General features: G+C 61.4%; 27 protein-coding genes and 1 tRNA gene. 5 read left to right on the top strand and 23 right to left on the bottom strand.

The window, feature by feature from the left end; genetic code table 11:
• The first annotated feature begins 56 nt into the window (after positions 1-56).
• Positions 57-416, top strand: coding sequence for a dihydroneopterin aldolase (locus tag AACH39_RS08215; protein ID WP_215781055.1), 360 nt, complete (start codon positions 57-59; stop codon positions 414-416).
• 6 nt (positions 417-422) lie between these two features.
• Here AACH39_RS08215 and AACH39_RS08220 read toward each other — a convergent pair whose 3' ends face one another.
• The 12 genes from AACH39_RS08220 to mutY all read right to left on the bottom strand — a co-directional run bounded on the left by AACH39_RS08220 (position 423) and on the right by mutY (position 12,990).
• A complete protein-coding gene (locus AACH39_RS08220) occupies positions 423-1,679 on the bottom strand; it encodes a D-amino acid dehydrogenase (protein WP_338621251.1) in 1,257 nt (418 codons plus the stop codon).
• An 8-nt stretch (positions 1,680-1,687) separates the two neighbouring features.
• A complete protein-coding gene (locus AACH39_RS08225) occupies positions 1,688-2,587 on the bottom strand; it encodes a CheR family methyltransferase (protein ID WP_215781050.1) in 900 nt (299 codons plus the stop codon).
• 59 nt (positions 2,588-2,646) lie between these two features.
• Positions 2,647-2,997 (bottom strand): iron-sulfur cluster insertion protein ErpA, encoded by a 351-nt coding sequence (erpA, locus tag AACH39_RS08230; protein ID WP_215781048.1) that lies wholly within the window; start codon positions 2,995-2,997, stop codon positions 2,647-2,649.
• An 84-nt stretch (positions 2,998-3,081) separates the two neighbouring features.
• Positions 3,082-4,110, bottom strand: coding sequence for an N-acetyl-gamma-glutamyl-phosphate reductase (gene argC, locus AACH39_RS08235; protein WP_338621274.1), 1,029 nt, complete (start codon positions 4,108-4,110; stop codon positions 3,082-3,084).
• A gap of 142 nt (positions 4,111-4,252) precedes the next feature.
• Entirely contained in the window at positions 4,253-4,645 is a 393-nt protein-coding gene (rpsI, locus tag AACH39_RS08240) for a 30S ribosomal protein S9 (RefSeq protein WP_215781046.1), read from the bottom strand.
• A gap of 9 nt (positions 4,646-4,654) precedes the next feature.
• Positions 4,655-5,089 carry a 50S ribosomal protein L13 gene (gene rplM / locus AACH39_RS08245; protein WP_215781044.1) on the bottom strand — a complete coding sequence of 145 codons (435 nt, stop codon included), beginning with the start codon at positions 5,087-5,089 and terminating at the stop codon, positions 4,655-4,657.
• Between the two features lie 334 nt (positions 5,090-5,423).
• Positions 5,424-6,134, bottom strand: a complete 711-nt coding sequence (gene deoD, locus AACH39_RS08250; RefSeq protein ID WP_215781042.1) for a purine-nucleoside phosphorylase — start codon at positions 6,132-6,134, stop codon at positions 5,424-5,426.
• 16 nt (positions 6,135-6,150) lie between these two features.
• Positions 6,151-7,368 carry a phosphopentomutase gene (locus tag AACH39_RS08255; RefSeq protein ID WP_215781039.1) on the bottom strand — a complete coding sequence of 406 codons (1,218 nt, stop codon included), beginning with the start codon at positions 7,366-7,368 and terminating at the stop codon, positions 6,151-6,153.
• A gap of 14 nt (positions 7,369-7,382) precedes the next feature.
• Positions 7,383-8,720, bottom strand: coding sequence for a thymidine phosphorylase (deoA, locus tag AACH39_RS08260; protein WP_215781037.1), 1,338 nt, complete (start codon positions 8,718-8,720; stop codon positions 7,383-7,385).
• Between the two features lie 45 nt (positions 8,721-8,765).
• On the bottom strand, positions 8,766-9,542 hold the full coding sequence (deoC, locus tag AACH39_RS08265) for a deoxyribose-phosphate aldolase (protein ID WP_215781035.1): 777 nt from the start codon (positions 9,540-9,542) through the stop codon (positions 8,766-8,768).
• Between the two features lie 183 nt (positions 9,543-9,725).
• Complete coding sequence (locus AACH39_RS08270; RefSeq protein ID WP_215781032.1) at positions 9,726-11,930, bottom strand: bifunctional (p)ppGpp synthetase/guanosine-3',5'-bis(diphosphate) 3'-pyrophosphohydrolase; 2,205 nt, start codon at positions 11,928-11,930, stop codon at positions 9,726-9,728.
• 13 nt (positions 11,931-11,943) lie between these two features.
• Positions 11,944-12,990: an A/G-specific adenine glycosylase gene (mutY, locus tag AACH39_RS08275; RefSeq protein ID WP_215781030.1), complete on the bottom strand. Its 1,047-nt coding sequence runs from the start codon at positions 12,988-12,990 to the stop codon at positions 11,944-11,946.
• Positions 12,991-13,104: 114 nt separating this feature from the next.
• Here mutY and AACH39_RS08280 point away from each other — a divergent pair, with 114 nt between their 5' ends.
• Entirely contained in the window at positions 13,105-14,973 is a 1,869-nt protein-coding gene (locus tag AACH39_RS08280; protein ID WP_215781028.1) for a THUMP domain-containing protein, read from the top strand.
• A gap of 81 nt (positions 14,974-15,054) precedes the next feature.
• On the opposite strand, the gene AACH39_RS08285 is transcribed toward AACH39_RS08280, so the two are convergent.
• The 3 genes from AACH39_RS08285 to AACH39_RS08295 are packed head-to-tail and all read right to left on the bottom strand — an operon-like array spanning position 15,055 to position 17,600.
• On the bottom strand, positions 15,055-16,068 hold the full coding sequence (locus AACH39_RS08285) for an FUSC family protein (protein ID WP_338621252.1): 1,014 nt from the start codon (positions 16,066-16,068) through the stop codon (positions 15,055-15,057).
• Positions 16,065-16,637: an isochorismatase family cysteine hydrolase gene (locus AACH39_RS08290; RefSeq protein ID WP_215781024.1), complete on the bottom strand. Its 573-nt coding sequence runs from the start codon at positions 16,635-16,637 to the stop codon at positions 16,065-16,067. Before AACH39_RS08290 ends, AACH39_RS08285 begins: the two co-directional genes overlap by 4 nt.
• Positions 16,638-16,697: 60 nt before the next feature.
• A complete protein-coding gene (locus AACH39_RS08295) occupies positions 16,698-17,600 on the bottom strand; it encodes a LysR family transcriptional regulator (RefSeq protein ID WP_215781021.1) in 903 nt (300 codons plus the stop codon).
• A gap of 151 nt (positions 17,601-17,751) precedes the next feature.
• Here AACH39_RS08295 and AACH39_RS08300 point away from each other — a divergent pair, with 151 nt between their 5' ends.
• Both AACH39_RS08300 and AACH39_RS08305 read left to right on the top strand, forming a co-directional pair.
• Positions 17,752-18,144: a DoxX family protein gene (locus tag AACH39_RS08300; protein WP_215781018.1), complete on the top strand. Its 393-nt coding sequence runs from the start codon at positions 17,752-17,754 to the stop codon at positions 18,142-18,144.
• Positions 18,145-18,290: 146 nt separating this feature from the next.
• Entirely contained in the window at positions 18,291-20,000 is a 1,710-nt protein-coding gene (locus tag AACH39_RS08305; RefSeq protein ID WP_215781016.1) for an alpha/beta fold hydrolase, read from the top strand.
• 62 nt (positions 20,001-20,062) lie between these two features.
• Here AACH39_RS08305 and tyrS read toward each other — a convergent pair whose 3' ends face one another.
• The gene (gene tyrS / locus AACH39_RS08310; protein WP_215781014.1) at positions 20,063-21,340 is read right to left on the bottom strand and encodes a tyrosine--tRNA ligase; all 1,278 of its coding nucleotides are present in this window, start codon (positions 21,338-21,340) and stop codon (positions 20,063-20,065) included.
• Between the two features lie 139 nt (positions 21,341-21,479).
• On the opposite strand from tyrS, the gene AACH39_RS08315 reads away from it, so the two are divergent.
• Entirely contained in the window at positions 21,480-21,884 is a 405-nt protein-coding gene (locus tag AACH39_RS08315; protein ID WP_215781012.1) for a nuclear transport factor 2 family protein, read from the top strand.
• 4 nt (positions 21,885-21,888) lie between these two features.
• On the opposite strand, the gene AACH39_RS08320 is transcribed toward AACH39_RS08315, so the two are convergent.
• The 7 genes from AACH39_RS08320 to AACH39_RS08350 all read right to left on the bottom strand — a co-directional run bounded on the left by AACH39_RS08320 (position 21,889) and on the right by AACH39_RS08350 (position 26,122).
• The gene (locus tag AACH39_RS08320; protein WP_215781009.1) at positions 21,889-22,251 is read right to left on the bottom strand and encodes a hypothetical protein; all 363 of its coding nucleotides are present in this window, start codon (positions 22,249-22,251) and stop codon (positions 21,889-21,891) included.
• An 84-nt stretch (positions 22,252-22,335) separates the two neighbouring features.
• A complete protein-coding gene (locus tag AACH39_RS08325) occupies positions 22,336-23,169 on the bottom strand; it encodes an ABC transporter ATP-binding protein (RefSeq protein ID WP_338621253.1) in 834 nt (277 codons plus the stop codon).
• Positions 23,162-24,007: an ABC transporter ATP-binding protein gene (locus AACH39_RS08330; RefSeq protein WP_215781005.1), complete on the bottom strand. Its 846-nt coding sequence runs from the start codon at positions 24,005-24,007 to the stop codon at positions 23,162-23,164. Before AACH39_RS08330 ends, AACH39_RS08325 begins: the two co-directional genes overlap by 8 nt.
• Complete coding sequence (locus AACH39_RS08335) at positions 23,998-24,705, bottom strand: energy-coupling factor transporter transmembrane component T (protein ID WP_215781002.1); 708 nt, start codon at positions 24,703-24,705, stop codon at positions 23,998-24,000. The genes AACH39_RS08330 and AACH39_RS08335 overlap by 10 nt, the downstream gene beginning before the upstream one ends.
• Positions 24,705-25,280, bottom strand: a complete 576-nt coding sequence (locus AACH39_RS08340; protein ID WP_215781000.1) for an ECF transporter S component — start codon at positions 25,278-25,280, stop codon at positions 24,705-24,707. Before AACH39_RS08340 ends, AACH39_RS08335 begins: the two co-directional genes overlap by 1 nt.
• A gap of 14 nt (positions 25,281-25,294) precedes the next feature.
• Complete coding sequence (locus AACH39_RS08345; protein ID WP_215780998.1) at positions 25,295-25,708, bottom strand: PPC domain-containing DNA-binding protein; 414 nt, start codon at positions 25,706-25,708, stop codon at positions 25,295-25,297.
• 338 nt (positions 25,709-26,046) lie between these two features.
• A tRNA-Phe gene (locus tag AACH39_RS08350) sits at positions 26,047-26,122 on the bottom strand.
• Positions 26,123-26,251: the final 129 nt, after the last annotated feature.

Below are 26,251 nucleotides of genomic sequence, written 5' to 3' on the forward strand. Positions count from 1 at the left end.
ATGCAAAGTCTCAGATTCTACGGTATCAAGCGGCATTCCCCAACAGCCGCCATCGGATGGACATCATTTTTTTGCGCGAAATGCGCGCCGAGACCATTATCGGCATATACGACTGGGAAAAAACCACGCCGCAGACCATCGAAATCGATATGGAAATCGGCATTCCCAGCGAAGCACCCTGTCACAGCGATGACATCAGCGACACCATCCATTACGGTGTGGTGGTCGATCGTCTGCGCCATGCCCTGGCCGAAAGGCACTTTCTGCTGATCGAAGCCCTGGCGGAATACATTGCCAAGGTCGTGCGCGAAGATTTCGGCTCGCCCTGGGTCAAGGTATCCGTCAGCAAGCTCGGCATCCTGCCTGGCGTGAAGCGGGTCGGCGTCTGCATCGAGCGCGGCCATCGGCCACGCTGAGCCTCCTTAACCGGTAAAGCCGAACGCAAACGGCAGCTGGCGGCCGGCCATACGCTCGGCCAGCGCCTTGCCGGAGCCTGGCCCTTCGGTCAGCCCCAGGGTACCGTGTCCGGTATTCAGATACAGGTTGGCCAGTCGCGAACGGCCGATCAGAGGCACATTGCCCGGCGTACTGGGACGCAGGCCGCTCCAGAAGCTGGCCTGATCCCAATGTGCACAGGCTTCGGGCACCAGGACACGGGCACGGCGGATCAGCGCCTGACAACGCGCCGGAGTCAGATGGGTGGAGTAGCCCGCCAGCTCGGCCGTCCCGGCAATGCGCAGCGTCGAACCCAGCCGTGTCAGCACGATCTTGTAATCCTCGTCGGTAATGCTCACCAGCGGCGCCTGCGCCTCATCGGCCAGCGGCACCGTGGCCGAATAGCCCTTGGTAGGATAGACCGGCAAGGACAGGCCAACTGTCCGCGCCAGCAGCGGGGAATAGCTGCCAAGCGCCAGGACGTAGGCATCCGCCCTGACGGTACGGTACTGGCCATCCTCATCGGTCACCGAGACACCGCTGACACGGTCGCCATCAGCCTCCAGGGCATTGATGCGGGTATTGAAACGGAAGCGCACGCCACGTGCCGCCGCATGCTGCGCCAACTGGGCCGTGAACAAATGCACACAGCCTGACTCGTCATCCGGACAGTAGGTCCCGCCGGCCAGCTGGCCGGCCACCGGAGATAGCGCAGGCTCGATGTCCAGCAACTCCTCGCGCGACACCACCCGCTTCTGCACACCGTAACCCTGCATGACCCGACAGGTCGCCGCCGCTTCGTCCAGGCCCTGCTGCGAGGCAATCAGGGTCACGATGCCGCGTTCCAGATTGTCGTAACGCAGGCCCAGAGTCTGGCGCAACTCGGCAAACGTGTCGCGGCTGTATTTGCCCAGTGCCAGCATCTGCCGCATGTTGCGATCGAAACGGCCGGGCAGGCACTCGCGCAGGAAGCCGGCCATCCAGCGCCACTGAGCGGGATCCAGCCGGGGGCGGAACAACAGCGGAGAATCCTCCCGCCCGAGCCAGCGCAGGATCTGCAGCGGCGCCCCCGGATAAGCCCAGGGCTCCGACTGACTGACCGAAATCTGTCCACCATTGGCGAAACTGGTCTCGCGCGCCGGCCCGCAGGCACGATCGATCACTTCCACCTCATGACCATCACACGCCAGAAACCAGGCGGTGCTGACCCCCACTACTCCTGCCCCCAGTACCGCTACCTTCATGGTGCTCCTTAACGTCCCTTGGCCAGCTCGCCCGGTTTATGCCCGGCATCGCCCCTGGGGGCATGCTCATACACGGTCTTGCCGCGCAGGCGGAAATAATCCGAAGCAAAATAGAAATTCTCGGAGTGACCGACAAACAACAAACCATCGGGACGCAGCAAGGGGGCAAAGCGCTTGAGGATCGCGAACTGCGTATCGCGATCAAAGTAGATCATCACATTGCGGCAGAAGATCGCGTCAAACTGCTTGTGCACCGACCACTGCGGCTCGATCAGATTCAGCCGGGAGAAGGTGATCATATTGCGCAGCTGGGATTTCGCCTGATAGGTACCATCCGGCAATTTGTCGAAATACTTGCTGGCATGCCCCGTGGGCAGCCTGGCCACCTTGTCGGCGGGATAGATCCCCTTGCGACCGGTTTCCAGCACAAGCGTATCCAGGTCCGTGGCGACAATATTGACCTTCGGACCGGTGCCGCGCAGCGTTTCCAGTGCGGTCATGGCCAGGGAATAAGGTTCTTCGCCTGTCGACGAAGCGGCACACCAGATATTGATCTCGGTCGCCCCTGCCGCCACCCGCTTCTTCAAATGTTCCGCCAGCAGCGGAAAATGATGCTCCTCGCGGAAGAAGAAAGTCAGGTTGGTGGTCAGGGCATTGACGAACTGTTCGAACTCGCGCTTGCCCTGGATTGATTCCAGCAAATCCAGGTAGGCCGCAAAACCTGCCAGTTTCAGTTCGCGAATACGGCGCACCAGGCGACCGTAAACCATGTCCTTCTTGGAGGTATTCAGCGAAATCCCGGCCTCTTTGTATATCAGCTTGCGGATACGTTCAAAGTCGGCGTCGGTGAAATTGAATTCGCGGCTGAATTCAACCTTGGGCATCGTCAGAGGTGGCTGCTTGTCCATGTCGATCCAAATAAAAAAGCCTGGGAATACCCCAGGCTTTTATCTTATCGCAAAAAACCTTACACCGAGAACGAAGATCCACAACCGCAGGTGGTAGTGGCATTCGGATTCTTGATGACGAACTGGGAGCCTTCCAGGCTTTCCTGATAATCGATTTCCGCGCCGACCAGATACTGGTAGCTCATCGGATCCACCAGGAAGGTCACGCCTTCGCGGGCGATCTGGGTATCATCTTCATTCACCAGCTCATCGAAGGTGAAGCCGTACTGGAAGCCGGAACAACCACCACCGGTGACGAACACCCGCAGTTTCAGATCGGGGTTACCTTCTTCAGCGATCAGTTCGCGCACCTTGCTGCATGCGCTGTCGGTGAAATTGATCGGGGACAGCACTTCAGTCGTTTCAGTCATGATTAGCCTCTAAAGCGTTGAGCCGGACAGCGGCTTTCCTACTATTTTAGTAGGATATGGTGGCGTCTGGCGAGAAATTCAACATCAGGGCAGCAAGGGTACGACCGCCAGCCCGGCAGACTCCGGCAAGCCGAACATCAGGTTCATGTTCTGCACCGCCTGACCGGCCGCCCCCTTGACCAGATTGTCGATCACCGACAGCACCACCACCATGTCACCGCCCTGCGGCCGATACACCGCCATACGGCACAGATTGGCCCCTCGTATCGAGCGGGTTTCCGGCTGACTGCCTGCCGGCATGACATCCACAAATGGCTCATCGGCATAACGCGATTCATACAAAGACTGCAGATCCACCTCGGTCGTCAGGCGCGCATAGAGCGTCGCGTGAATACCACGGATCATCGGCGTGAGGTGCGGTACAAAGGTCAGACCGACGGCATTCCGGGACAGGCGCGACAGGCCCTGGCGAATTTCCGGCAAGTGACGATGGCCAGCCACACCATAAGCCTTGAAGGAATCGCCGGTCTCGCAGAACAGCGCCCCCACCTCGGCCTTGCGACCGGCACCGGAAACGCCCGACTTGCAATCGGCGATCAGCGAAGACGCGTCGACCACTCCCGCCTCGATCAGCGGCAGGAAGCCCAACTGCACCGCCGTGGGATAACACCCCGGATTGGCCACCAGACGGGCAGAGGCAATCGCCTCGCGATTCACCTCCGGCAGGCCATAGACCGCGTCGGCAATCAGATCCGGACAGGCATGCGTCATGCCGTACCACTGTTGCCATTGCTCGACATCGCGCAGGCGAAAATCTGCCGACAGATCGATGACACGCACCCCGGCCTCCAGCAGGCGGCGGGCATCCTGCATGGCGACACCATTCGGCGTGGCGAAAAACACCACATCACAGTCGCTCAGCGATGCCTCATCCGGTGAAGAAAAGGCCAGATCCACATGGCCGCGCAGACTGGGAAACATATGGTCGATGCGCATGCCGGCTTCCTTGCGGGATGTCACGCTCACCACACTGACCGACGGGTGCCCCGCCAGCAGCCGCAAAAGTTCAACGCCGGTATACCCGGTCCCGCCTACGATGCCTACCTTGATCATGCCGTCACCCAAACGTAAATTCATGTCGCAAAGGCGACATTATCCCGTTCAAGCCTCTTGCAATGCAACAAGCCGTCCGTGAAAAGGGCAATAAAAAAGCCGCCCGAGGGCGGCTTTTTTTGTAAAACAGGTAATCCGGCGATTAACGCTTGGAGAACTGCTTGGCACGACGGGCCTTGCGCAGACCGACCTTCTTACGTTCAACTTCACGGGCATCGCGGGTAACGAAGCCGGCGTTGGACAGGGCAGCCTTCAGATCGGCGTTGTAGTCGATCAGAGCGCGGGTGATGCCGTGACGGATCGCGCCGGCCTGGCCGGTTTCACCGCCGCCAACAACGTTGACCTTGATGTCGAAGGATTCGAGATTTTCGGTCAGCGCCAGCGGCTGGCGAATCACCATGCGGCCGGTTTCACGGGCGAAGTACTCGTCAACCGGCTTGCCGTTGACGATGATCTGGCCGTTACCCTTTTGCATGAAAACGCGCGCAACCGAACTCTTGCGACGGCCGGTACCGTAGTAGTATTTACCGTTCATCTTTTAGCCTCAAAAACTGATTTCCAGCACTTTCGGCTGTTGGGCCGAGTGCGGGTGCTCGCTACCAGCGTATACCTTGAGCTTCTTGATCATCGCGTAGCCCAGCGGACCCTTCGGCAGCATACCCTTAACGGCTTTCTCCAGAACGCGCTCCGGGAACTGGTTTTGCAGTTCGGTGAAGGTACGCTCGCGGATACCGCCCGGGTAGGTGGTATGACGGTAGTAAATCTTGTCCTGTGCCTTGGCACCGGTAACGCGGAGTTTGTCGACGTTAACGACGACAATGTAGTCGCCGGTATCAACGTGCGGGGTGTATTCCGGCTTATGCTTGCCGCGCAACAGGTGCGCGATTTCAGCAGCCAGACGACCCAGCACCTTGTCGGAGGCGTCGACCACGAACCACTCGCGCTTTACCTCATGCGGCTTGGCAGAAAAGGTCTTCATGGAACTCTTCTCATCGTAATTCTTGAAAGTTACGGATTCTATTACAAGGCCGACTACCCTGTCAAACCATTGTGAGACAAGAAGAAATCCGGCGCGGGAAAAGTCGTTTTTTTGGCCAAAAAAAAGCGCAACCCGGTTGTGATCGCGCCAAGTTCCACCTTTGAAAGGAGGATGGAGGAGACAACACCAAAACGCACAAGCGTCTGATGTAAATCCATTATTGGCAGAGCCCGGCAGGATGGCAAGGATTTTTTGTGCACTGCACTATGCGATGTGCATCTGCACAACAAAACAAAAGCCCGGCACAGGGCCGGGCTAGGGGAAACATACCGAATTACAGCGCCAGAGCGGTTTCCAGCGCGATCTCGATCATGTCATTGAAGCTCTTCTGACGATCTTCGGCACTGGTTGCCTCGCCGGTAGGGATCACATCCGACACGGTCAGGATGCCCAGGGCACGTGCGCCATATTGCGCCGCAACACCGTAAATACCGGCCAGTTCCATTTCGATCGCCTGAACATTCATGGCTGCCAGCGCATCGAGCATGCCCGGCTGCACCGAGTAGAACAGATCGGCCGAGAACACATTGCCGACATGCACCGGCTTGTTCAGGCGCTTGGCGGTATCCACGGCGGTACGCAGGACGTCATAGTCGGCAATCGCGGCGAAGTCGTGATCCATCAGGCGCATGCGGTTGACCTTGCTGTCGGTCGAGGCACCCATGGCGATGACCAGATCACGCAGCTTCAGCTTGCTGGTGGTCGCGCCGCAGGAGCCGACGCGAATGATGGTCTTGACGCCGTAATCCTTGATCAGCTCGGTCGCGTAGATGCTGCAGGAGGGGATGCCCATGCCGTGCGCCATCACCGACAACCGGCGGCCCTTGTAGGTACCGGTGTAGCCGAACATATTACGCACCGCCGTCACCTGACGCGGGTTCTCGAGGTAGGTTTCGGCAATCATCTGCGCGCGCAGCGGATCTCCCGGCATCAGAACGATGTCGGCGAAGTCACCCGGTTGGGCGCTGATATGCGGAGTAGCCATGGCAGTCCTTTAAAAATTAGCCAAGAAATGAAGTACCGTAGTCCATCGGCGGCAGGTCAAGATGACGCGCGACCGATTGGCCAATATCGGCAAAAGTATCGCGACCACCCAGTGAACCGGCCGGCACCTTCTTGCCATAGCACAGCACCGGAATGTGCTCGCGCGTATGGTCGGAGCCGGGCCAGGTCGGATCACAACCGTGGTCGGCGGAAAGAATCAGAATATCGTCCTCGCCCAGCAGCGCCAGAATCTCCGGCAGCCGGCGATCAAACGCCTCCAGCGCGGCGGCATAGCCGGCCGTATCGCGACGATGACCGTAGCTGGAGTCGAAATCGACGAAGTTCGTCATTACGATGCTGCGATCAGGCGCCTGACGCACTTCCTCAAGCGTCACGTCCCACAGCTGGTCAAGACCGGTCGCCTTGACGGCACGCGTGATGCCGACATGCGCATAGATATCGGAAATCTTGCCGACCGACACCACCTGCCCGCCGGCATCCGCCAGCTTCTTCAGCACGGTAGGCGCCGGCGGTTCGACGGCCAGATCCTTGCGGTTGCCGGTACGGGCAAACTGGCCCTTGCCGCTGCCCAGGAACGGACGGGCAATCACCCGGCCGATATTGTAGGGCTCGAGCAGCTCACGGGTGATCTTGCACAGCTGGTACAGACGCTCCAGCCCGAAAGTTTCTTCATGGCAGGCAATCTGGAACACCGAGTCGGCCGAAGTATAGAAGATCGGCTTGCCGGTGCGCATATGCTCTTCGCCCAGGCGATCGAGGATTTCCGTGCCGGAGGCATGGCAATTACCCAGATAGCCCGGCAGGCCGGCACGTTCGACGATGGCATCCAGCAGCGCCGCCGGGAATGCATTTTCCTTGTCGGTGAAGTAACCCCAGTCAAACAGCACCGGCACCCCGGCGATTTCCCAGTGACCGGACGGCGTATCCTTGCCGGACGACAGCTCACGGGCAAAACCGTAAGCCGCGATCGGTTCGAGACGCTCGACGCCCGCCGGGAACTCGCCGCATGACAGCTCGCAGGCGTGCGCCAGGCCGAGCCGGGTCAGATTCGGCATGTTCAGCGGACCGCTGCGACCGCCCCGGTCGAGCAGACCAGCGGCGGCATCACGGGCGATATGCCCCAGCGTATTGCTGCCGACATCGCCAAAGCGATCGGCATCCGCCGCGGCACCAATGCCCAGCGAATCCAGAATCAAAATAATGGCTCGTTTCATGACGCACTCCTCCATCAGTTCTTCAGATCACCCTCGCGCAGGATGCAATGCACCTGCTCGGGACGGGCGACCGGCGTCGCACCAATGCTGACGGCTGCCAGCACACGGCGCTTGGCCTCTTCGAAACCGGCCTCGTCGGCGGCATGCACCACCGCCAGCGGGGTCTGGCTGTCGACCTTTTGTCCCAGGGCCACCAGATCGGTCAGGCCGACACGATAATCCAGCACATCGGCAGCCTGACGACGGCCACCACCCAGCGCACACACGGCCATGCCCAGACCGCGGGTATCGGTCGCCGACACAAATCCGGCTTCGGGTGCGAACACCGGGCGTACCAGCGGTGCCGGCGCCAGATACTTGGCATAGTTTTCGACGAAATCGGCCGGCCCCCCCATGGTGGCCACCATCTTGCCGAAGATCTCGGCCGCACGGCCGCTGTCCAGCGCCTGCTGCAGACGGGCACTGGCCTCGGCCACATCACGCGCCAGGCCACCGGCAATCAGCATCTCGGCACACAGCGCCATGGTCACTTCATGCAGACGATCAGAACGGACTTCGCCGGTCAGGTAGCGCACAGCCTCGGCGGTTTCGATCGAGTTACCGGCACAGGTCGCCAGCGACTGGTTCATATCGGTCACCAGGGCACTGGTCTTGACGCCCGCACCATTGCCGACACGGACGATCCGCTCGGCCAGCGCCTTCGACAACTCGAAGGTCGGCATGAAAGCGCCGGTCCCGGTCTTGACGTCCATCACCAGCACATCCAGTCCGGCAGCCAGCTTCTTCGACAGGATCGAAGCGGTAATCAGCGCAATCGACTCCACCGTACCGGTCACGTCACGGGTGGCGTAGAAACGGCGATCGGCCGGTGCCAGGTCATTGGTCTGACCAATGATCGACACACCGACCTCCTTGACGATGCGACGGAAATTCTCGGCAGTCGGGAACGGGTCATAACCCGGAATGGCCGACAGCTTGTCCAGCGTACCGCCGGTATGGCCCAGACCACGGCCGGAAATCATCGGCACGAAGCCACCGCAGGCAGCAATCATCGGCCCGAGCATCAGCGACACCACGTCGCCCACCCCGCCGGTCGAGTGCTTGTCCAGCACCGGGCCCGGCAAATGCAGATCCGACCATTGCATGCGGCGACCCGAGTCGCGCATGGCCATGGTCAGGCCGACGTTTTCATCCAGCGTCAGGTCGTTGAAGAAAACCGCCATCGCGAAAGCCGAAATCTGGCTGTCGGCGACCGAACCATCGGTAATCCCCTGGACGAACTGCTGAATTTCGCTCAACGACAACGCCTTGTTGTCGCGCTTTTTGACAATGAACTCCTGCGGCAGAAACATTCCCTGCTCCTTCAACCAGAAAGCGCCCGCGAGGGGCGCCTGTCATCAATATGCTGCGTTGTTTTGTTGCTGGGCACTTCCGACACCCAGCGTACTTTCCAGGCTGGCCAGCAGGCTGGAGGCACCGAAGCGGAAGTGGGCCGGGCTGACCCAGTCTTTCCCCATGATGCGTTCGGCCAGCGCCAGGTACTCAGCGGCCTCGGCGGCACTGCGCACGCCGCCAGCCGCCTTGAAACCACAATCACGCCCGCTGTCCTTGATGGCCTGCAACATGATCTCGGCGGCCTCCAGCGTGGCATTGACCGGAACCTTGCCGGTCGAAGTCTTGATGAAATCGGCACCGGCCTCAATCGAAATCAGGCTGGCCTGGCGAATCAGTGCCGGGTCTTTCAGCTCGCCGCTCTCGATGATCACTTTGAGCTGAGCCGCGCTGCCGCAAGCTTGCTTGCAGGCCGCCACCAGGCGGGCGCCCAGATCGGCATTGCCTTCCATCAGGGCCCGGTACGGGAACACCACGTCCACTTCGTCGGCGCCCAGCGCAACCGCCTCGCGGGTTTCTTCCACCGCCACGGCCACATCCGGGTTACCGTGCGGGAAATTGGTCACCGTGGCGACCAGCACATCGGGCGTCCCCTGCTCACGCAGCGTCTTTTTGGCGATCGGGACAAAACGCGGAAAGACGCATACTGCGGCGACCTTGCCGGCCGGACCCGCCGCCTTGCGGCTCAGATCGGCGACCTTGCCATCGGTATCGTCGTCATTCAGGGTCGTCAAATCCATCAAAGACAAGGCGCGCCGGGCGGCCAAAACCAAATCGGACATTTCGTCCCTCTCTTTTCTAACGAAAAATGGATACTAGCAATGAGTAAAACAACAAGAAGAAATTATGGACTTTATCTTCACGTGAAATCAATTGCTATTTGAATAAAGCAACGGGAAAAGCCGGGCCTGGGGCAAATGCCCCACAGCCCGGGCATCACGAAAAATAGCTGGTTCAGAGGGGCCCTAGCAGCGCCGGGCCTCGATAACGCCAGTGACATCCATCACATGCGCCAGCACCCGGTTGATCTCGCTCACCTGTCGCACTTCGACGGTGAAGCGCATCAGCGCCTTGAGATCCTTGCTCTGGGTGTGCACGCCAATCACATTCAGCTTCTCCCGTGACAACACATCCGAGATATCGCGCAACAGACCGTGCCGGTCTTGCGCGACCACCTCGATGTCGATCGGGAAAATACTGTTCTTCTGCTCGCCCCAGTCGGCGGCGATCAGCCGCTCCGGCGCCTGAGCCGACAAACGCTTGAGTGTCTGACAACCGGCACGGTGAATCGAAATGCCTCGGCCCTTCGTCACAAAGCCCATCACCGCATCGGGCGGCGCCGGCTTGCAGCAGCCCGCCAGCACCGTCATCAGGTTGTTCACCCCCTCAATCAGGATCCCGCCGGCATCGTGACTGCCCTTGCTGGCCTTGACCAGATCTTCCGGCGCCACTTCCTTCGGGGCGGGCGGCGGGGCAAAGCTTTCCAGCGCCTGAGCCACCAGCCGCAGCGTTAGTTCGCCATGTCCCAGCGCGGCATACAGATCATCCAGCTTTTCAAACCCCAGCTTCTCGGCCAGTTGCGTCAGATTCGGCCGGGCATGGGCATGGCGCACCAGCTCCTTCTCAAACAGCTGGCGGCCGGTTTCGCGCACCACGTCTGCGTTCTGCAGACGAATATACTGCCGGATCTTGGCAATGGCCCGGTGACTCTTGACCCAGCCTTCATGCAGCCAGTTGACACTCGGCCCGCCTTCCTTGGCAGTGAGGATCTCGACGCGCTGCCCATTTTGCAGCGGCGTCGACAACGGCACGATCTGGCCATCCACCTTGGCGCCGCGGCAACGATCACCCACATTACTGTGCACCGCATACGCAAAGTCGATCGGCGTCGCGCCCGTGGGCAGAGCCAGCACGCGACCGGCAGGTGTCAGCACGTAGATGGTGTCGGCAAACAGCTCAGTCTTGAAGGCGTCAGCCAGTCCGGAACGGTCGGAGATCTCCTCGCGCCAGTCGAGCAGCTGACGCAACCAGGAAATCTTCTCCTCATACTGTGCATCCCCCTTGCCGCCTTCCTTGTAGCGCCAGTGGGCCGCCACGCCGAACTCGGCATGCTCGTGCATCTGGAAGGTACGGATCTGCACCTCGATGCCACGGTCTTCCGGCCCGATCACCGCCGTGTGCAGACTGCGATAATCATTGGCCTTGGGGTGAGAAATATAATCGTCGAACTCACCCGGAATCGGCTGCCACATACTGTGCATCAGGCCTAATACGGTATAGCAATCCTGTACCGTATCCACCAGCACCCGCACCGCCCGGATATCGTACAACTCATTGAAATCCAGATTCTTTTTGCGCATCTTGCGCCAGATGCTGTAGATATGCTTCGGACGGCCGGCCACCTCACCGTGGATCCCGGCCTTCTTCAGCTCCTGGCGCAGGGCTTCCAGCACGCGCTCGATATAGTCGATACGCTCCAGCCGGCGTTCATCCAGCAGGCGGGCAATCTTCTTGTAGTTATCCGGGTCCTGATGGCGGAACCCCAGATCCTCCAGCTCCCACTTGATCTGCCAGACGCCCAGGCGGTTGGCCAGCGGCGCAAACACATCCATGGTTTCCTGGGCAATGCGCCGTCTGACCGGCTCGTCACAATGCACCAGGTAATGCATGGTCTGGGTACGCCATGCCAGCTTGATCAACACCACGCGGATATCGGCCACCATCGCCAGCAGCATCTTGCGCATGGTCTCTGCCTGGCGCGCACGCTCCTCCGGGGTATCCAGATGATCGATATGGGCCAGCTCGGTCAGGCGGCGCACACGGCTGGCCCCTTCCACCAGGATGGCCACCGTGGGATTGAATTGCTCGTTGAGCCAGACCTGCCAGTCGGGCATAAAGTCCGGCACACAAAACAGCAGGGTCGCGGCAATGGCATCCGGCAGCAAATTCAGATCCGCCACAATGGCGGCAGCGGAAACCGCATGGCTGAAGACATCCTCACCCGTCGATGGCAGACAACGATCGGCATACAAGGTGCGCGCCTCGGCAAAGGCCCGCGCCAGCATGGCGCGATCGGCATCCGTCAGGGACGACGACAGCTGTTCCAGCCAACGCTCCGGATTGGCAGCATCCGCCAGCGTATCAGCGACAGATCGGACGACAGAAACCATATTCTCTTTACTTTCAGTTCAACCCGGCCAGCCACTGCTTCAGCAGCTTGCCGACCGGCGTCGGCACACCCGCGGCCAACGCCTCATCGACCGGCAGCCAGCAGGCACCGGCTTCCGGCTCCACCCCGGGCCAGCAGCGCGACAGCCGGATCGGCTGCGGCGTGATCTGCAGGCGAAAATGGGTAAACACATGCGTCATTTCCGGCCAGGAAGGCAGCAAATCCCCCTCACCATGCCGCGCCAGCCAGGCTTCGGCCTCACTGCTGTCAGCACACTCGGGCAAGGACAGCAAACCGCCCCAGATACCGCTATCCGGCCGACGCTGCAGATACACCCGTCCCTGGCAAACCGCCAGCACCATCATCACCTGACGCAGCGGCTGCGCCTTTTTGGCCTTGCGCACCGGCAACTCGGCCTGCCGGCCCTGGGCATTGGCCACACAGAAATCCGCCATCGGGCACGCCACACATTGCGGCTTGCCGCGCAGACAGACGGTGGCGCCGAGATCCATCAGACCCTGGGTATAGGCAACCATCCCCTGCTCGGGCAGGAGACGCTCCGCCAGCGCCCACAGACGATTCTCGACCGGCTTGTCACCAGGAAAACCCTCTATGCCGAACACCCGCGTCAACACGCGTTTGACGTTGCCGTCCAGAATCGCCTCGCGGCGGTCGAAGGCAAAGGCGGCAATCGCCGCCGCCGTCGAACGCCCCACGCCCGGCAGACGCTCCAGCTCGCTGCGCGAGGCAGGAAACGCGCCGCCGAACTCGTCCATCACCATGCGTGCCGCACGGTGCAGATTGCGCGCCCGACTGTAATACCCCAGGCCACTCCACAACGCCAGAACCTCGTCCTGAGGCGCCGCTGCCAGCGCGTCGACCGTTGGAAAAGCCTGCAGGAAGCGAGCGTAATACTGCAGCACCGAGGCCACCTGGGTCTGCTGCAGCATGATTTCCGACAGCCAGACGCGATAAGGGTCCCGCACCTGCCAAGGCAAATCATGGCGCCCATGGCGCTGCTGCCACTGAATCAGCCGACTGGCAAATTGCTGCTGCTCCATGAATGCCCAAAAATGAAAATTTAACCGGTTATGTTAGCGCAATCGCAAAACAGCACCAAGAAGGGAAGATAAAAATCCGCTAAAATACTGCTTTAAACATTCCGGGGATTTTTTATGGCCACCTTCCGCTCACGCCAGCGCGCCAGCCAGCGCCGCGACGGCAAGCGCGACGAACGACACGCGCCCGCCGCACCGACGCCCAAGCCGGCACCGGCAGCCGAAACGCCCCCCGGAGCACGTCGCCGCCAGCCCGAACAGGCCGGCAAGCCGCACTTTGCCAAAGCGGACAACCGTCGCACAACGCCGCAACGCGAGACCAAACCGGCGCCAGAAGCCAAGGCGGCACGCCCGGTTGAGGTGCCGGTCGAACAGCCAGCCCCGGCAACACGTCGGCGCTTTATCAAACCGGCGGATGAGGCTGCGCCGCCTGTCACGGCATCGCCGCCCCCCCGCCCGGCGCGTGAGGCACCTGCGCCCGCGCCGGCGCAAAGCAAGCCGCGCCGCTCGCTGATCAAGCCAGCCGCCGATCACGTCCCTGCCGTCGCCCCGCCCGCTCAGGAACCCGCCCCGGCGCGCGCAGAGGCCACCGATGCCGCCACCCCGGCACCGCGCCGACGCTTCATCAAACCGGCAGAAGGCCACGTCCCGGCCGCCGCGCCCGCACCGGCTGCACCAGAGACGACTGAAGCACCGCAGTCTGATGCACCGGTACGCCTGCGCCAGCCGAGCCGGCATGCCCCGAGCGCCCGCCGCGGACTGCCCGCCACCGATACCCTGCCGACCGAGCGTCCGGTATTCGAACGCCGCAGTGCCGAGACACGCCGTCGTGGCGAGCCTGTCCCGGCCCTGGCCCTCTTTGCCCCCTGCCCGCGCGGCCTCGAGCCGGTACTGCAGCATGAACTGCAAAAACTGGGGGCCGAGAACATCCAGGTCGCCGATGGCGGCGTCGGCTTCAGCGGTTCACTGCACACCATGATGCAGCTCAACCTGCACAGCCGGGTGGCCAGCCGGGTGCTGCTGCGCCTGGCACAGGGCGCTTATCAGAACGAGCGCGACATCAATGCGCTGGCCATGCAGGTCGACTGGCCGGCACAGTTCGATGTCAGCCGGACCATCAAGGTCAAGACCGATGGCGTCGGCGCCCGGGTCAAGAGCCTGGAATACGTCTCGCTGACCGTCAAAGATGCGGTATGTGACCGCTTCCGTCAGGCGCAGCTGGGCCGGCCAAGCGTTGACACCCGCGCGCCGGACGTGCGCATCCAGGTCTTCCTCAGCCCGACCGAGGCCTCGATCTATCTCGACAGCAGTGGTGACGCCCTGTTCAAGCGAGGCTGGCGCAAAGAAAGTGGTGAAGCGCCGCTGCGCGAGAACCTGGCGGCCGGCATCCTGCTGCTGGCAGGCTACGATGGCAGCCAGCCCTTGCTGGACCCGATGAGCGGCAGCGGCACCTTCCTGGTCGAAGCCGCCGATATCGCCCTGAATCGCGCACCGGGCCGTGCCCGCAACTTTGCCTTCGAAAAGTGGAAGTCCTTTGATGCCGCCGCCTGGCAGCAGTTGAGAGAACAGGCCCGGCTGGCCGAGAAACCCTCCACGGCCCTGCCGATCCGCGGCAGCGACGCCGACCGCAAGATGGTCAGCATCGCCCGGGCCAATCTGGAGCGCGCCGGTTTGCGCGGACTGGTTGAAGTCGAGGTCAAGGACGTGTTTGACACCCGTCCCCACGCTGAACAAGGGCTGATCGTCACCAACCCGCCCTACGGTGTTCGTCTGGAAGAACAGGACACCCTGGCCGAGATGTACCCGAAATTAGGAGACTGGCTGAAACAGCATTTTGCCGGCTGGACCGCCCATCTGTTCACCGGTGACCTGCGACTGCAGAAACTGATCCGGCTGACCATCAAGCGTCGTGTACCGCTGTATAACGGCGCGCTGGAATGCCGCATCTTTGTCCTGCCCCTGATCGCCGGCAGCGCCCGCAAGTAAGCATCAACCGCACAACCCGGGGTCAGGTCTTGTTTTTTGCAGCAAAAAACAAGACCTGACCCCGGTCTTTTTCTGGTTGTTTCAGGCCGCACGGATTCGTGGTGCAGGCAGCAGCCTGTCGACCAGCAGCACAAATCCCAGCCCGATCACGCCGCCCAGCAACACATTCACCAGCCGTTCCGATGCCACCATGGCAGATTCATTCAGCAGAATCAGGGCACACGCCACGCAAGTACAGCGCGCGGCAAAGCCAACGATGTAGCGGTGAAAGGACACCAGCGTCGTCACCGAGGCCAAAGCGACCAGGGCATACATCACCGGGGTGTGCGGTAACAGGCTGCCGATGCCGATGCCCAGCGGCACGCCAATCAGTGCGCCAAGGCCACGATCTCTCAGCTTGCGGCGCGATGACAGAACATCACCGGTCACCACGCTGGCGGCCGACCAAACCACCCACTGCCCATGTCCCAGCTGTTGCCATTCCACTAGCGCAGCCGCACAAGCCACGGCCAGGCCGACGGCCAGCATGGCCGCCGCAACCGGCATGGCCTCTCCGGCATCGCGCTGGTGGCGCCAGCACAAATAGTGGCGCCACATCCCTGCGGCTTGCTGACGGCCACGCCGGTGATGCTCAATCAGAGACAGCAGCAACACCGGAAGCATGCTGATCAGCATATAAGGCAGGAAATGCCACGCGTGCGCGGCGAACTGTGCCGGTACCAGCCCTTCGGCGGTTTCACAGGCCAGGTACAAGGCAGGAATAAAGACAAAATTTCCCAGCGAGCGCAATTTGCGCCCAAACGCCGAAAGACCGATGGCCGCCGCAGCCATCAGCCCGCAGCCCAATACAAACAGCACCGGCTGCTGCAGGGCAAAGAACAGCAGCAAGAAGCCCATTGTGACCGCAAGTGCCTGCAGTAACACTCCGGCCGGGGCCAGATGTGCACGCTCGACCCCGATCAGCGTCGCCACGGCCATGACGGCAGCGCGCAACCAGAGCGCATCGCCGCTGATCACCCACAGCAATAACACCGGCATCAACACCATCAGACAGCGCCCGGCCTGCCTGAGGTGGATTTCAGCCAGCCAGTTCACAACGATGCCACCTCGTCGGTCGTGATGATGCGGGCAATGCGCGACAGCATGGCCATGGACACTTTGTGCTCTTCATCATTGACCGCTGCACAGGCATCTTCCACCACCACGACCTGATAATCGCGGTCATGCGCATCGCGTGCCGCCGCCTGCACCGCCCAGGAGCTGCTCACACCGGCAATCACCACGCGCTCGATGCGACGGGCACGCAGGGCAGCCTCGAGATTGGTGCTGTAGAAGGCGCTGACGCGCGGCTTGACGATCACCATGTCTGCCAGTTCGGCATGCAGATCCGGGTGGAAATGCATGCCGGCGGAGCCATGCTCCAAGGCGCCGAATTCATGTGCCCGGCCGAACATGGCCGAATGCTTGGGCTGATCCGGGTAACCGGCGGCAAAGCCGACCTTGACCAGAATCGACAGCCAGTTTTTCTCCCTGGCCAACGTCAGCAAACGATTGGCCTTGCCAATCACGTCACGCTCGGCGGCATGGGCAGCCGAACCGGCAATCTTGCCACTCGGATGCATGATGTCGACGATGTAATCCAGCCCGATGAACGCGGTATTCATGGTGTTCTCCTTGTTGAATTTTAGTTACTTTAACATAACTATTTAATTATTACAATTCAATCAGAAGAATGCCTGCCGTTCCTGGAAAAACTGCTGGAGAAACTCGACCAGGGCCCGCACCTTGCCGGGCACATGGCGCCGTACCGGGTACACCGCATACAGGTCCAGCGGCAGACGTCCATACTCCGTCAGAATCTCGACCAGTTGCCCACTCTCCAGCGCACGGGCCAGCAGGAAGCGCGGCTGCACCGTGATGCCCATGCCATTGACGGCGGCATCGATCAGCAAGTCTCCGTTATTGGCGCGCAGACTGCCCTGCACCTTGATCCGGCGTTCGGTGCCATCGGCATCGACAAAGGTCCAGTAACCGGCCTGATCCGTCAGGGTATAGACCAGACAATTGTGGTCGACCAGATCCTCCTTGCGTTGCGGGGTGCCGTGCTCGGCCAGATAGGCAGGCGAAGCGGCAATGGCCCCGTTGACCTTGACCAGTCGACGCGCGATCAGCGTGGAGTCGCCAGGGCGGGTGATGCGCAGTGCCAGGTCATAGCCATCCTCCACCAGGTCGACACGGCGGTCATTCAGCGACAGATCGATCTCGATCTGCGGATACAGCCGGCAAAATTCGGTCAATGCAGCGCCGAGAAAACGCTCGCCAAGCGACACCGGCGCCGTCAGGCGCAAGCGGCCTGCCGGTTGTGCCGCCCCTTGCGACAGCCGCGCCTCCAGCGCTGCCAGCTCACCCAGCAACATGCCGGCCTCTGCCAGATACGCCTCCCCTTCCGACGTCAGCGACAGGCGCCGCGTCGTGCGATGCATCAGTCGCACCCCGAGTCGGGCCTCCAGCGCAGACACCAGCTTGGTCACCATGGCACGTGATAAGCCCATGCGCTCAGCCGCCGCTACAAAGCTGCCCTGCTCGGCCACCGTGACAAACGCCGTAATTTCCGAGAAGCGATCCATAATTTCCTCCAGGTAAACAATGCTTTTATTGAACAACTATTTATTCAACAAAGCAAACCCGCTTTAATAGGGGTAACAGCACGGCATCGAGCATCCTGCCGGATGCACCAAAACACGTGCCCTTTTATGGATTGCTTTCAAGGAGTTACAGATGAACACCAACCCGAGACTGGCCAGCCTGAGTTTGCGTCTTGCGCTGGGCCTGATGTATCTGGCGCATGGCGCCACCAAACTGTTTGTCTTCACCCCGGCCGGTACGGCCAAGTTCTTTGCCAGCCTGGGGGTTCCCGGCTTTGTCGGTTACCTGGCTATCGTGGCTGAGCTGGGCGGTGCCGCCTTGCTGTTGTCCGGCTTCATGGCCCGCTGGGCGGCGATTGCCCTGGTTCCCTTGCTGCTGGGCACCATCGTCCTGGTTCATGGCGCCAATGGCTGGATGTTCGCCAATCCGGGGGGTGGCTGGGAGTATTCAGCTTTCCTGATCGCCGCCTCGATCGCCCTGTTCTTCCTGGGGAATGGCAAGCCGTCCGACCGCGCCGGCGCCTGATCCCGCCTTGCCTCATCCTGCCCGCCCGCCGGCCTGCCGACGGGCGGGTTTGTTTTTGCCCCAAATCAATTTTGCACCGCAACATCCTCTGTGATTTGCCAGATGGCTACTACACTTATTGAGAAGACTTAATAAAGGAGGTCGACATGGGCAAGCATGAGCGCGTGCAGCAAGAGGATTGGCATCCCCCACTGGCAGAAGAGCTCTACCGGGCCATCGACCCATTTGAACTGGGCCCGATCATCGGCAAGGCACAACTGGCCTGGTGGTCGCACCCCAAGGACATGATGAATGCCATCGGCAACTGGCAAAGTGATGCCCTGCGCTGGCAGGCTCAGGCCTGGCGCCGCTTGCTGGGCGAGGGGGACGAAGACGAATTTCCGGCCAACCCCAGCGACGATCGCTTTGCCGACGAAGCCTGGCGCAGCCAGCCCGGCTGGGACATGCTCAAGGAATGGTATCTGTTCAATACCCGCTGGCTGCAAGACACCCTGTACGCCACGCCGGAGCTGAGCGACAAGGAGCGTAACCTCAGTGCCTTCTGGCTGCGGCAATACCTCAACGCCCTGGCCCCGACCAACTACCTGCCCTTCAATCCGCGAGCGCTGGAGAAAGCCCGCGAAACCGGGGGAGAGAGCCTGCTCAACGGCCTGCGCAATTTCCTGCGCGATATGGAGCACGGCGATATTGCCATGACGGACCGCGACGCCTTCCAGGTCGGCGTCAATCTGGCCACCACCCCCGGCGCCGTAGTGTACCGTGGCCCGTTGCTGGAAGTGCTGCACTATCAGGCGACCACAGAAAAGGTCCGCGCCGTCCCGATCGTCATCGTCTCGCCGTGGATCAACAAATATTACGTTCTGGATCTGGACGCCAAAAAGAGCATGGTGAGCTGGCTGGTCAGCCAGGGCTTCTCGGTCTTCATCACCAGCTGGAAAAACCCGCGTGAGGAAGCCCGTGACCTGGCCTTTGACGACTACATCCACGACGGCATTGACCGCATCGTGGAAGTGGCGCGCAAAATCAGCGGCAGCGAGCAGGTCCACCTCACCGGCTATTGCATCGGCGGTACCCTGACCGCCACTTATCTGGCCTGGCTGGCCGCCCGCAAACAGGCCGGCAAGGTCGCCTCTGCCACCCTGCTGACCACGCTGACCGATTTCGCCCGCCCGGGCGACATCGAGGTATTCCTGGGCGAAGAGGGGCTGGATTTTGTCGAGCGCAAGATGGCGCAACGTGGTTATCTGGACGGCAAGGACATGGCGTCCAGTTTCCGCATGCTGCGGGCCAACAGTCTGGTCTGGAACTACTGGGTGGGCAATTATCTGCTGGGAGAAACCCCGCGGGCCTTCGACATTCTCTACTGGAACATGGATACCACGCGCATGCCGCAGCAGATGCACAGTTTTTATCTGCGCGAGTTTTACTACCACAACAAGCTGTGCCAGCCAGATGCCCTGGTCATTGCCGGTGAGCCGATTGATCTGCAACGCATCGAAACGCCACTATTCATGGTGTCGACCGAAGAGGACCACATCGCCCCGTGGAAACAGACCTGGAAGCTGACCCAGCATGTCAGCGGACCGATCACCTTCACCCTGTCGTCCTCGGGCCACATCCTGGGCATCGTCAATCCGCCGTCACCGGGCTCCAAGCGCCAATACTGGCAGGGGACGCCGCAGCAAGGACAGAGCGCGGATTACTGGCTGGCCCATCATGAAGCGCATGCAGGCTCCTGGTGGCCCAGCTGGGTGGAGTGGCTGACACCTCGCAGCGGCGACATGGTCCCGTTCAAGCTGGACAGCAAGCACTACCCTCAACTTGGTCCCGCTCCGGGCACGTATGTGCTGGGGTAATGACACACAGACAAAAAAGCCCGGCAATGTACCGGGCTTTTTCCGTTTTGTCGGGCAAAACCTCAGGCCCAGACCACCAGGCAGTGGTTCTTCTTGCCGCGACGCAGCAGGGTGTAACGACCAAAGCGCTGATCGGCTGCCTGCAGGACATAGCTCAGATCGGTCACCTTGGCCCCATTGACCACCACGGCACCGCTCTCGATAAAGCCTCGTGCCTGGCTCTTCGAAGTTGCCAGACCACCAGCCACCACCGCGTCGATCAGATTGCCTTCGCCCAGGGTCAGCTGCACGGTCGGCAGGCCATCCAGCGCCAGTTGCTCGAAGTCATCCTCGGTCAGCGATTGCTGGTCTTCGGAGAACAGGCTCTGGCTGATGCGCTTGGCCGCCTCCAGTGCACTGGCACCGTGTACCAGCGTGGTGACCTGTTCGGCCAGAATGCGCTGCGCCTCCGGGGCCCCCTCACGCGCCTTGTCGGCCGCCTCGATGGCCTGAATCTCGCTCATCGGCATGAAGGTGTAGAACGCCAGGAAGCGGTAAACATCGGCATCAGCCGTCCCGAGCCAGAACTGGTAGAACTTGTAGGGCGAGGTCTTTTTCGGATCCAGCCACACGGTCCCGGTTTCGGTCTTGCCGAATTTGGTGCCATCGGACTTGGTGATCAACGGCAGGGTCAGACCGAAAACATGCTCGCGATTCAGACGGCGGGTCAGGTCGATACCGGAGGCGATATTGCCCCACTGGTCAGAGCCGCCAATCTGCAGGCGACACTGATGCAGACGGTTCAGCTCGACGAAGTCGTAACCCTGCAGCAGGCTGTAGGAAAACTCGGTGAAGGAAATGCCCACCTCATCGCGGTTGATGCGCTGCTTGACCGATTCCTTGTTGATCATGGCATTGACCGAAAAGTGCTTGCCGATGTCGCGCAGGAAATCCAGCACGTTCATGCTGCCAAACCAGTTGAAGTTGTTGCTGACGATGGCGCTGTTGGCACCGCGGTCAAAATCGAGGAAAGGCGACACCTGCTGGCGGATACGCTCGCTCCAGCTGGCCGTGACATCCGGGGTGTTGAGCTTGCGCTCGGCAGCCTTGAAGCTGGGGTCACCGATCATGCCGGTGGCACCGCCGACCAGCGCGACCGGGCGGTGACCGGCCTGCTGAAAGCGCTTCAGCGTCAACAGCGGCACCAGATGGCCGATATGCAGACTGTCAGCGGTCGGATCAAAGCCGCAATACAAGGTCACCATACCCTCGGACAACTGCGCTTCCAGCGCTTCACGGTCGGATACCTGGGCGAGGAGACCTCGTTCTTCCAGCTGGCTGATCAGATTCTGCTGAGACATGTCTTACTTCCTTACGCTAAGTCGGGACATCAAATGAATGGGTCATTCTAGCGGATAACCCGCCTGCTCTGCATCCCCGTCCAAAGCCACAGAACAAAGCTATAGTTAAACCAGCTGGGTTGCCTGCCGGAGTGAAAACATGAATCGTTTCATTGATGCCGCCGCGCGCGACATTCTGGATCTGCATGAATTGGTCGAGGCATGGGTCCGGGGCGGGGCCGATGCGCCGCCGGTCGACATGGCGGGCTTTCTCGCCCACTTTCATCCGGAATTTGTCATGATTGCCCCGGCAGGAAAACGCCAGGGGCGCGAGGCGCTGGTGAGAACCATCCTCGAGGCCATCGACCGCCGCAGCGAACTGGACATCAACATCGTCGACCTGGAGCTGGTCCATGCCACCAGCGACGTGGCCATTTTTACCTATGAAGAACAGCGGCGAACCCCAAAGGGTTTCCACCGCCGCATCTCGACCGCCACGTTCACCCGCGGCGCAGATGGCGAACCCCTGCTGCGCCACCTGCAGGAAACCTGGATCGACGAATGACCGCTCAGTGACTGCCCTGCTCGATCGGTGCCGGCGCCCCCTTGGATTGGGGGTCGACGGCATCCTTGATCGACTCGACGCCTTCGCTGACCGCCTTGCCCACGGCCAGCGCCCCGTCCTTGAAGGCATGACCGACCTCCTTGCCGCCCTTGACGGCAGCATGGCCGACCGAGCTCGCGCCTTTGGCAATGCTGTGGCCGGCATGTTTGGCATCCTTGGCCACGACATGCCCGACGGTCACGGCATCCTGCTTGATGCTGGAGATGACACCCGTTTTGGCTGGCGCCGAAGCATTCTCCCCGGCCTGAGCCCAGGCGGAAGCCAGTACGGTAAAGGAAAGCATCCAGACAGCTTGCTTGATCTTCATGACACCACTCGCTTAAAAGGGAATGGTGCTACCTTAGCAAAGATCGCTCCCGACGGCGACTGACTCCTGGCAAACCCTGGCCAGTCAAGGCTTTCCGTCCGGCAAGGCCGCGACATGTGATCGCCAGAGGGCGGCAAAGGCATCCAGCTGCCTGCACTCCGGCAGGTTCAGGGACCGGCACAATGCCGGCAAGGTTGGTGCCGCCATGCGGCCTGTCTCTTGCAGATCGGGATGCAGCAACACTTGTCCGGCCGGACCATTGGCCTCGATTCGCCCCGCCTTGAGGTGCAGGACGCGACTGGCATGACGGGCAATGAAATCCAGATCATGACTGATGAACAGGACTGCGCGCCCCTGCTCCCGGGCCATGTTCATCCAGGCCTCGAACCGGGCCAGCAAGGGCGCATCAAAGTCACGCGTCGGCTCATCCAGCAAGATCAGCGGTGTATCCTGCGCAATCAGCGACGCCAGACTGAGCATGCGGCGCTCGCCGGCATTCAGATCCATTGGATGGCGCGCTGCCAGCCCGGTCAATCCGGTCAAACTCAGCGCCATCGACACGCGCTGTTCGACTTCTTCGGCCGACAGCCCGGCCAGTGATGGCGCAAATCCGACCTCGGCATCCACCCGCTCGCGGCAGATCTGTCGCTCGGCTTCCTGAAACATCAGCGATACCTGACGAGCCAGCTGCGGAGGACGCGCCTGAGCCGTATCCAGCGACCCCAGCCAGACCTTGCCGCTGGCGGGCCTGAGCAGGCCGCAGGCCAACTGGAACAGGGTGGACTTGCCGGCGCCGTTGCGCCCTACCAGTGCCACACACTCATTGGGCGCAATCTGCAGCGTCATGCACTGCAGCAGCGGCGAAGCCTCTGCCCAGGCGAACGACACTTCTTCAAATTTCAGCAGCGGTTCAGCCATGCAGCACCGCCATGAACTGTGCCGGGGCAGCCGCCGCACTCAGGGGCGCCGTCACCGAGGCGCGCCACAACCCTTCGCTTCTGGCCTGATGCGCCGCGCGCAGTGCATCACTGGCACAAACATGCGTCAGCGCCTGATCAAACACCACCGCCGGGGAATCGCAGGCAAGCTGGCGGCCCTCCTGCAACAGGACAACCCGCTGCGCCATGCTGGCGGCCAGGTCAAAGCGCTTTTCGAACAACACCAGCGCCATGCCCTCCCGCGTCAGCCCTGACAAACGCGCCAGAATGCGGCTGGCGGCCAAGGGCGTCAGACGGCTAAAGGCTTCATCCAGTAACAAGATTTGCGGACGCATGACCAGGGCCGCCGCCACAGCCACCCGCTGCGCCTCGCCGCCTGACAAGGTGGCAGGATGGCGCCCGGCAAGGTCTTCGGCCTCACACAAGGCCAATGCCTCTGCGACACGCAGCCGGATCTCCGACTCGGCCAGGCCGAGATTCTCCGGGCCGAAAGCCACCTCGGCCTCGACGGTGAAGGCACAGCCGCTCAATCCAACGTAGGGACTGGCCTGCACCAGTTGCACCCGTTCGGCCAGCCTGGCCGGGTGTTGCCCGGCCAGCGGTGCACCATCGATCATCGCCAGGCCGGCCGTGGTCGCCGGCAGGGCATGAGGCACCCAGCCGGCCAGCCAGTTGGCCAGAGTGGTCTTGCCGCTGCCACAGCCCCCCAGAACCGCCAGGGACTCGCCTGCGGCGAGCGTAAAATCGAGACCGGACAACACCGGCGCCGAGGCACCTCGACGCGTCAGGCTGGCCTGTTCGAAATGAATCAGTGCCATAAAGCGACCCCTGTCAGCAGGGCAGACAAAGACAGCCCCAGAGCGATCACGCCTCGCTCCCAGAAGGCCATGGATGGTGCATCGAGGGTCGTGCGCCGCGGCCGGCTACGAAAGGCCCGCCCATCCAGCGCGGCCGCACGGGCGGTCACATCGGAGAGCGTCCAGACCAGCAGAGGGAAAGTCAGCGCCAGCAAATGTCGCCAACGCCGGAAGCGTGAAGCCTGCACATCCACCCCGCGCGCCGCCTGAGCCTGCGCAATGGCCGCCAGCCGGGTCTTGATCTGCGACACCAGCAACATCGGGTTGGCCAGCAAATAGGCAGCGCCTGGCGGCAGGCGACTGGCAAACAAGGCGCGGATCAGACGCTCCGGCGTCAGCGTGGATAACCACAGCAGGGCGGCGGCCAGCACGGTCCCCACCCGCAGCCACAGCATCATCACCGGCTTGAGCGCCACATCGGCCTGGCGCAGATCGGCCCCCAGCCAGACGGAGAGCCAGCGGCCGTGCACCAGCAACAAACCCAGCGCCAGCGGCACCATGACCAGCGCCCAGCGACGCAGGCGCGCACTACCGTCCGGGCGTAGCCCCAGCAACACGACCAGCAGAACCAGCAGCCCCAGTCCGTGGCCCGGTTGTTCAAGCTGTAGCACCAGCAAAGCAAGCGGCAGCACCCAGGCCAGGCCGGTAAACGGATGCATCAACGCACAGCCGTCGCGTCGGGGAATTCGACCAGAACCCGTTCAGGCAGACGACGCACCACATACCAGGCCACCAGCACGGTGATGACCTTGTCGGCCAGATTGGCGGCAAAGACCGTCAGTGCCACCGACTCCAGCAGATCTTTTCCCATGGCGTGCAGATAGGCCACAGCGAAGTCGGCACCGCTGCCGGTCACCCCGCCAAACAGATAGGTGCGAATCGGCGTCGCCACCACCATCAGCCCCAGCGTGATCAACAGACTGGACAGCAGTGCTCTGGGCAGAGTGCGGTAGCCCCCCGAGCGGGCGCACAGGCCGGCAACCAGACCAATGACCGCCGCAACGGGCGCGAAGGCAGCGGCCACCGGGTCGGTGATCAAACCCCAGAGCAGGTTAGTCACCACGCCGGCGACCACCGCGGCCAGCGGGCCGGCCATCATCGCCACCACCACCGTACCGATCGAATCAAGGAAAATCGGCAACTTGAGCATGCTCACCAGTTGGCCGAAGGCCATATTGATGGCAATCGCCGCCGACATCAGTGCCAAAGTACGCGTCGAAAACAGGTTTTTCATGGTTAGCCTCGGTTTCAAGAGTGACTATCAGTAATGACCAACTCGTCGTAACCGGACCGTGCACACGGCTCGCGCGAAAACACGAGTCCCTGCAGCTCGCCGATTACCAGTTCGCATGTGGTACGCACCAGACATCCTGGCATGACATGCCCGCCACGCATCTGACCACAGGCATCCGACACGGACATGTGCAAATGCCCGCCCTGCTGATCCAGCGTGCCGGATAAGGCAATGATCTCGAATGCACCGTGCAGCACGGTACTGTCCGGTTCGCCGGCAAAGCGCAGCGATGCCTGGCTCAGACTGCCGACGACCCCGGCAATCCAGCCGGCACGGATATCATTTTGAACAAGGAAAGCATTCAATGCGCTCAGCAGCTCATCGCCTGGCAACAGCCGCAGCGCGAAGAAACGGGCAGCATGCCCCATGGTATCGATCTCCGTTGTGTCGCGGAGCAGGCCTCCGCCACCACATTGAGACGGCGTCGCCACAACAGGATCAGACAGCGGCGCCAATCATTGAATGACTAAAGATCTTAGCATCTTCAAATAAAAATTCTCCAAGCATAATCAGTGTGCACTGCCCGAGATCAAAGGCCTGTGTTTTTTAAGCATCACTGCCAGGGAGGCGGCGGGCATGGCCGCGTGGGGTTTGAAGGCCGGACGAAGAACTGGCTCAGAGCGTCCCCTGGTGGCGGCGGACAAAGCAAGCGGAAGGATGAAATGCAAAAAAGCCACCCTTTTCAGAGTGGCTTTTTTGGTAATTCTGGTGGCCAGTCGCGGAATCGAACCACGGACACGCGGATTTTCAATCCGCTGCTCTACCAACTGAGCTAACTGGCCTTCTTGGCGGCGCTGCTGCGTCGTCAGAGGTCGCCATTTAACCAGAGGCTCCCTGCTCCGTCAAGCTTTTCGCCGCCTTTTTTCAGACAAATTCCTAACAAGAGAAAAAGCGACAACAGAAACAGACAC

This window comes from Paludibacterium flexuosum, from assembly GCF_037076605.1.
In the GTDB taxonomy this organism is placed as follows: Bacteria; Pseudomonadota; Gammaproteobacteria; order Burkholderiales; family Chromobacteriaceae; genus Paludibacterium.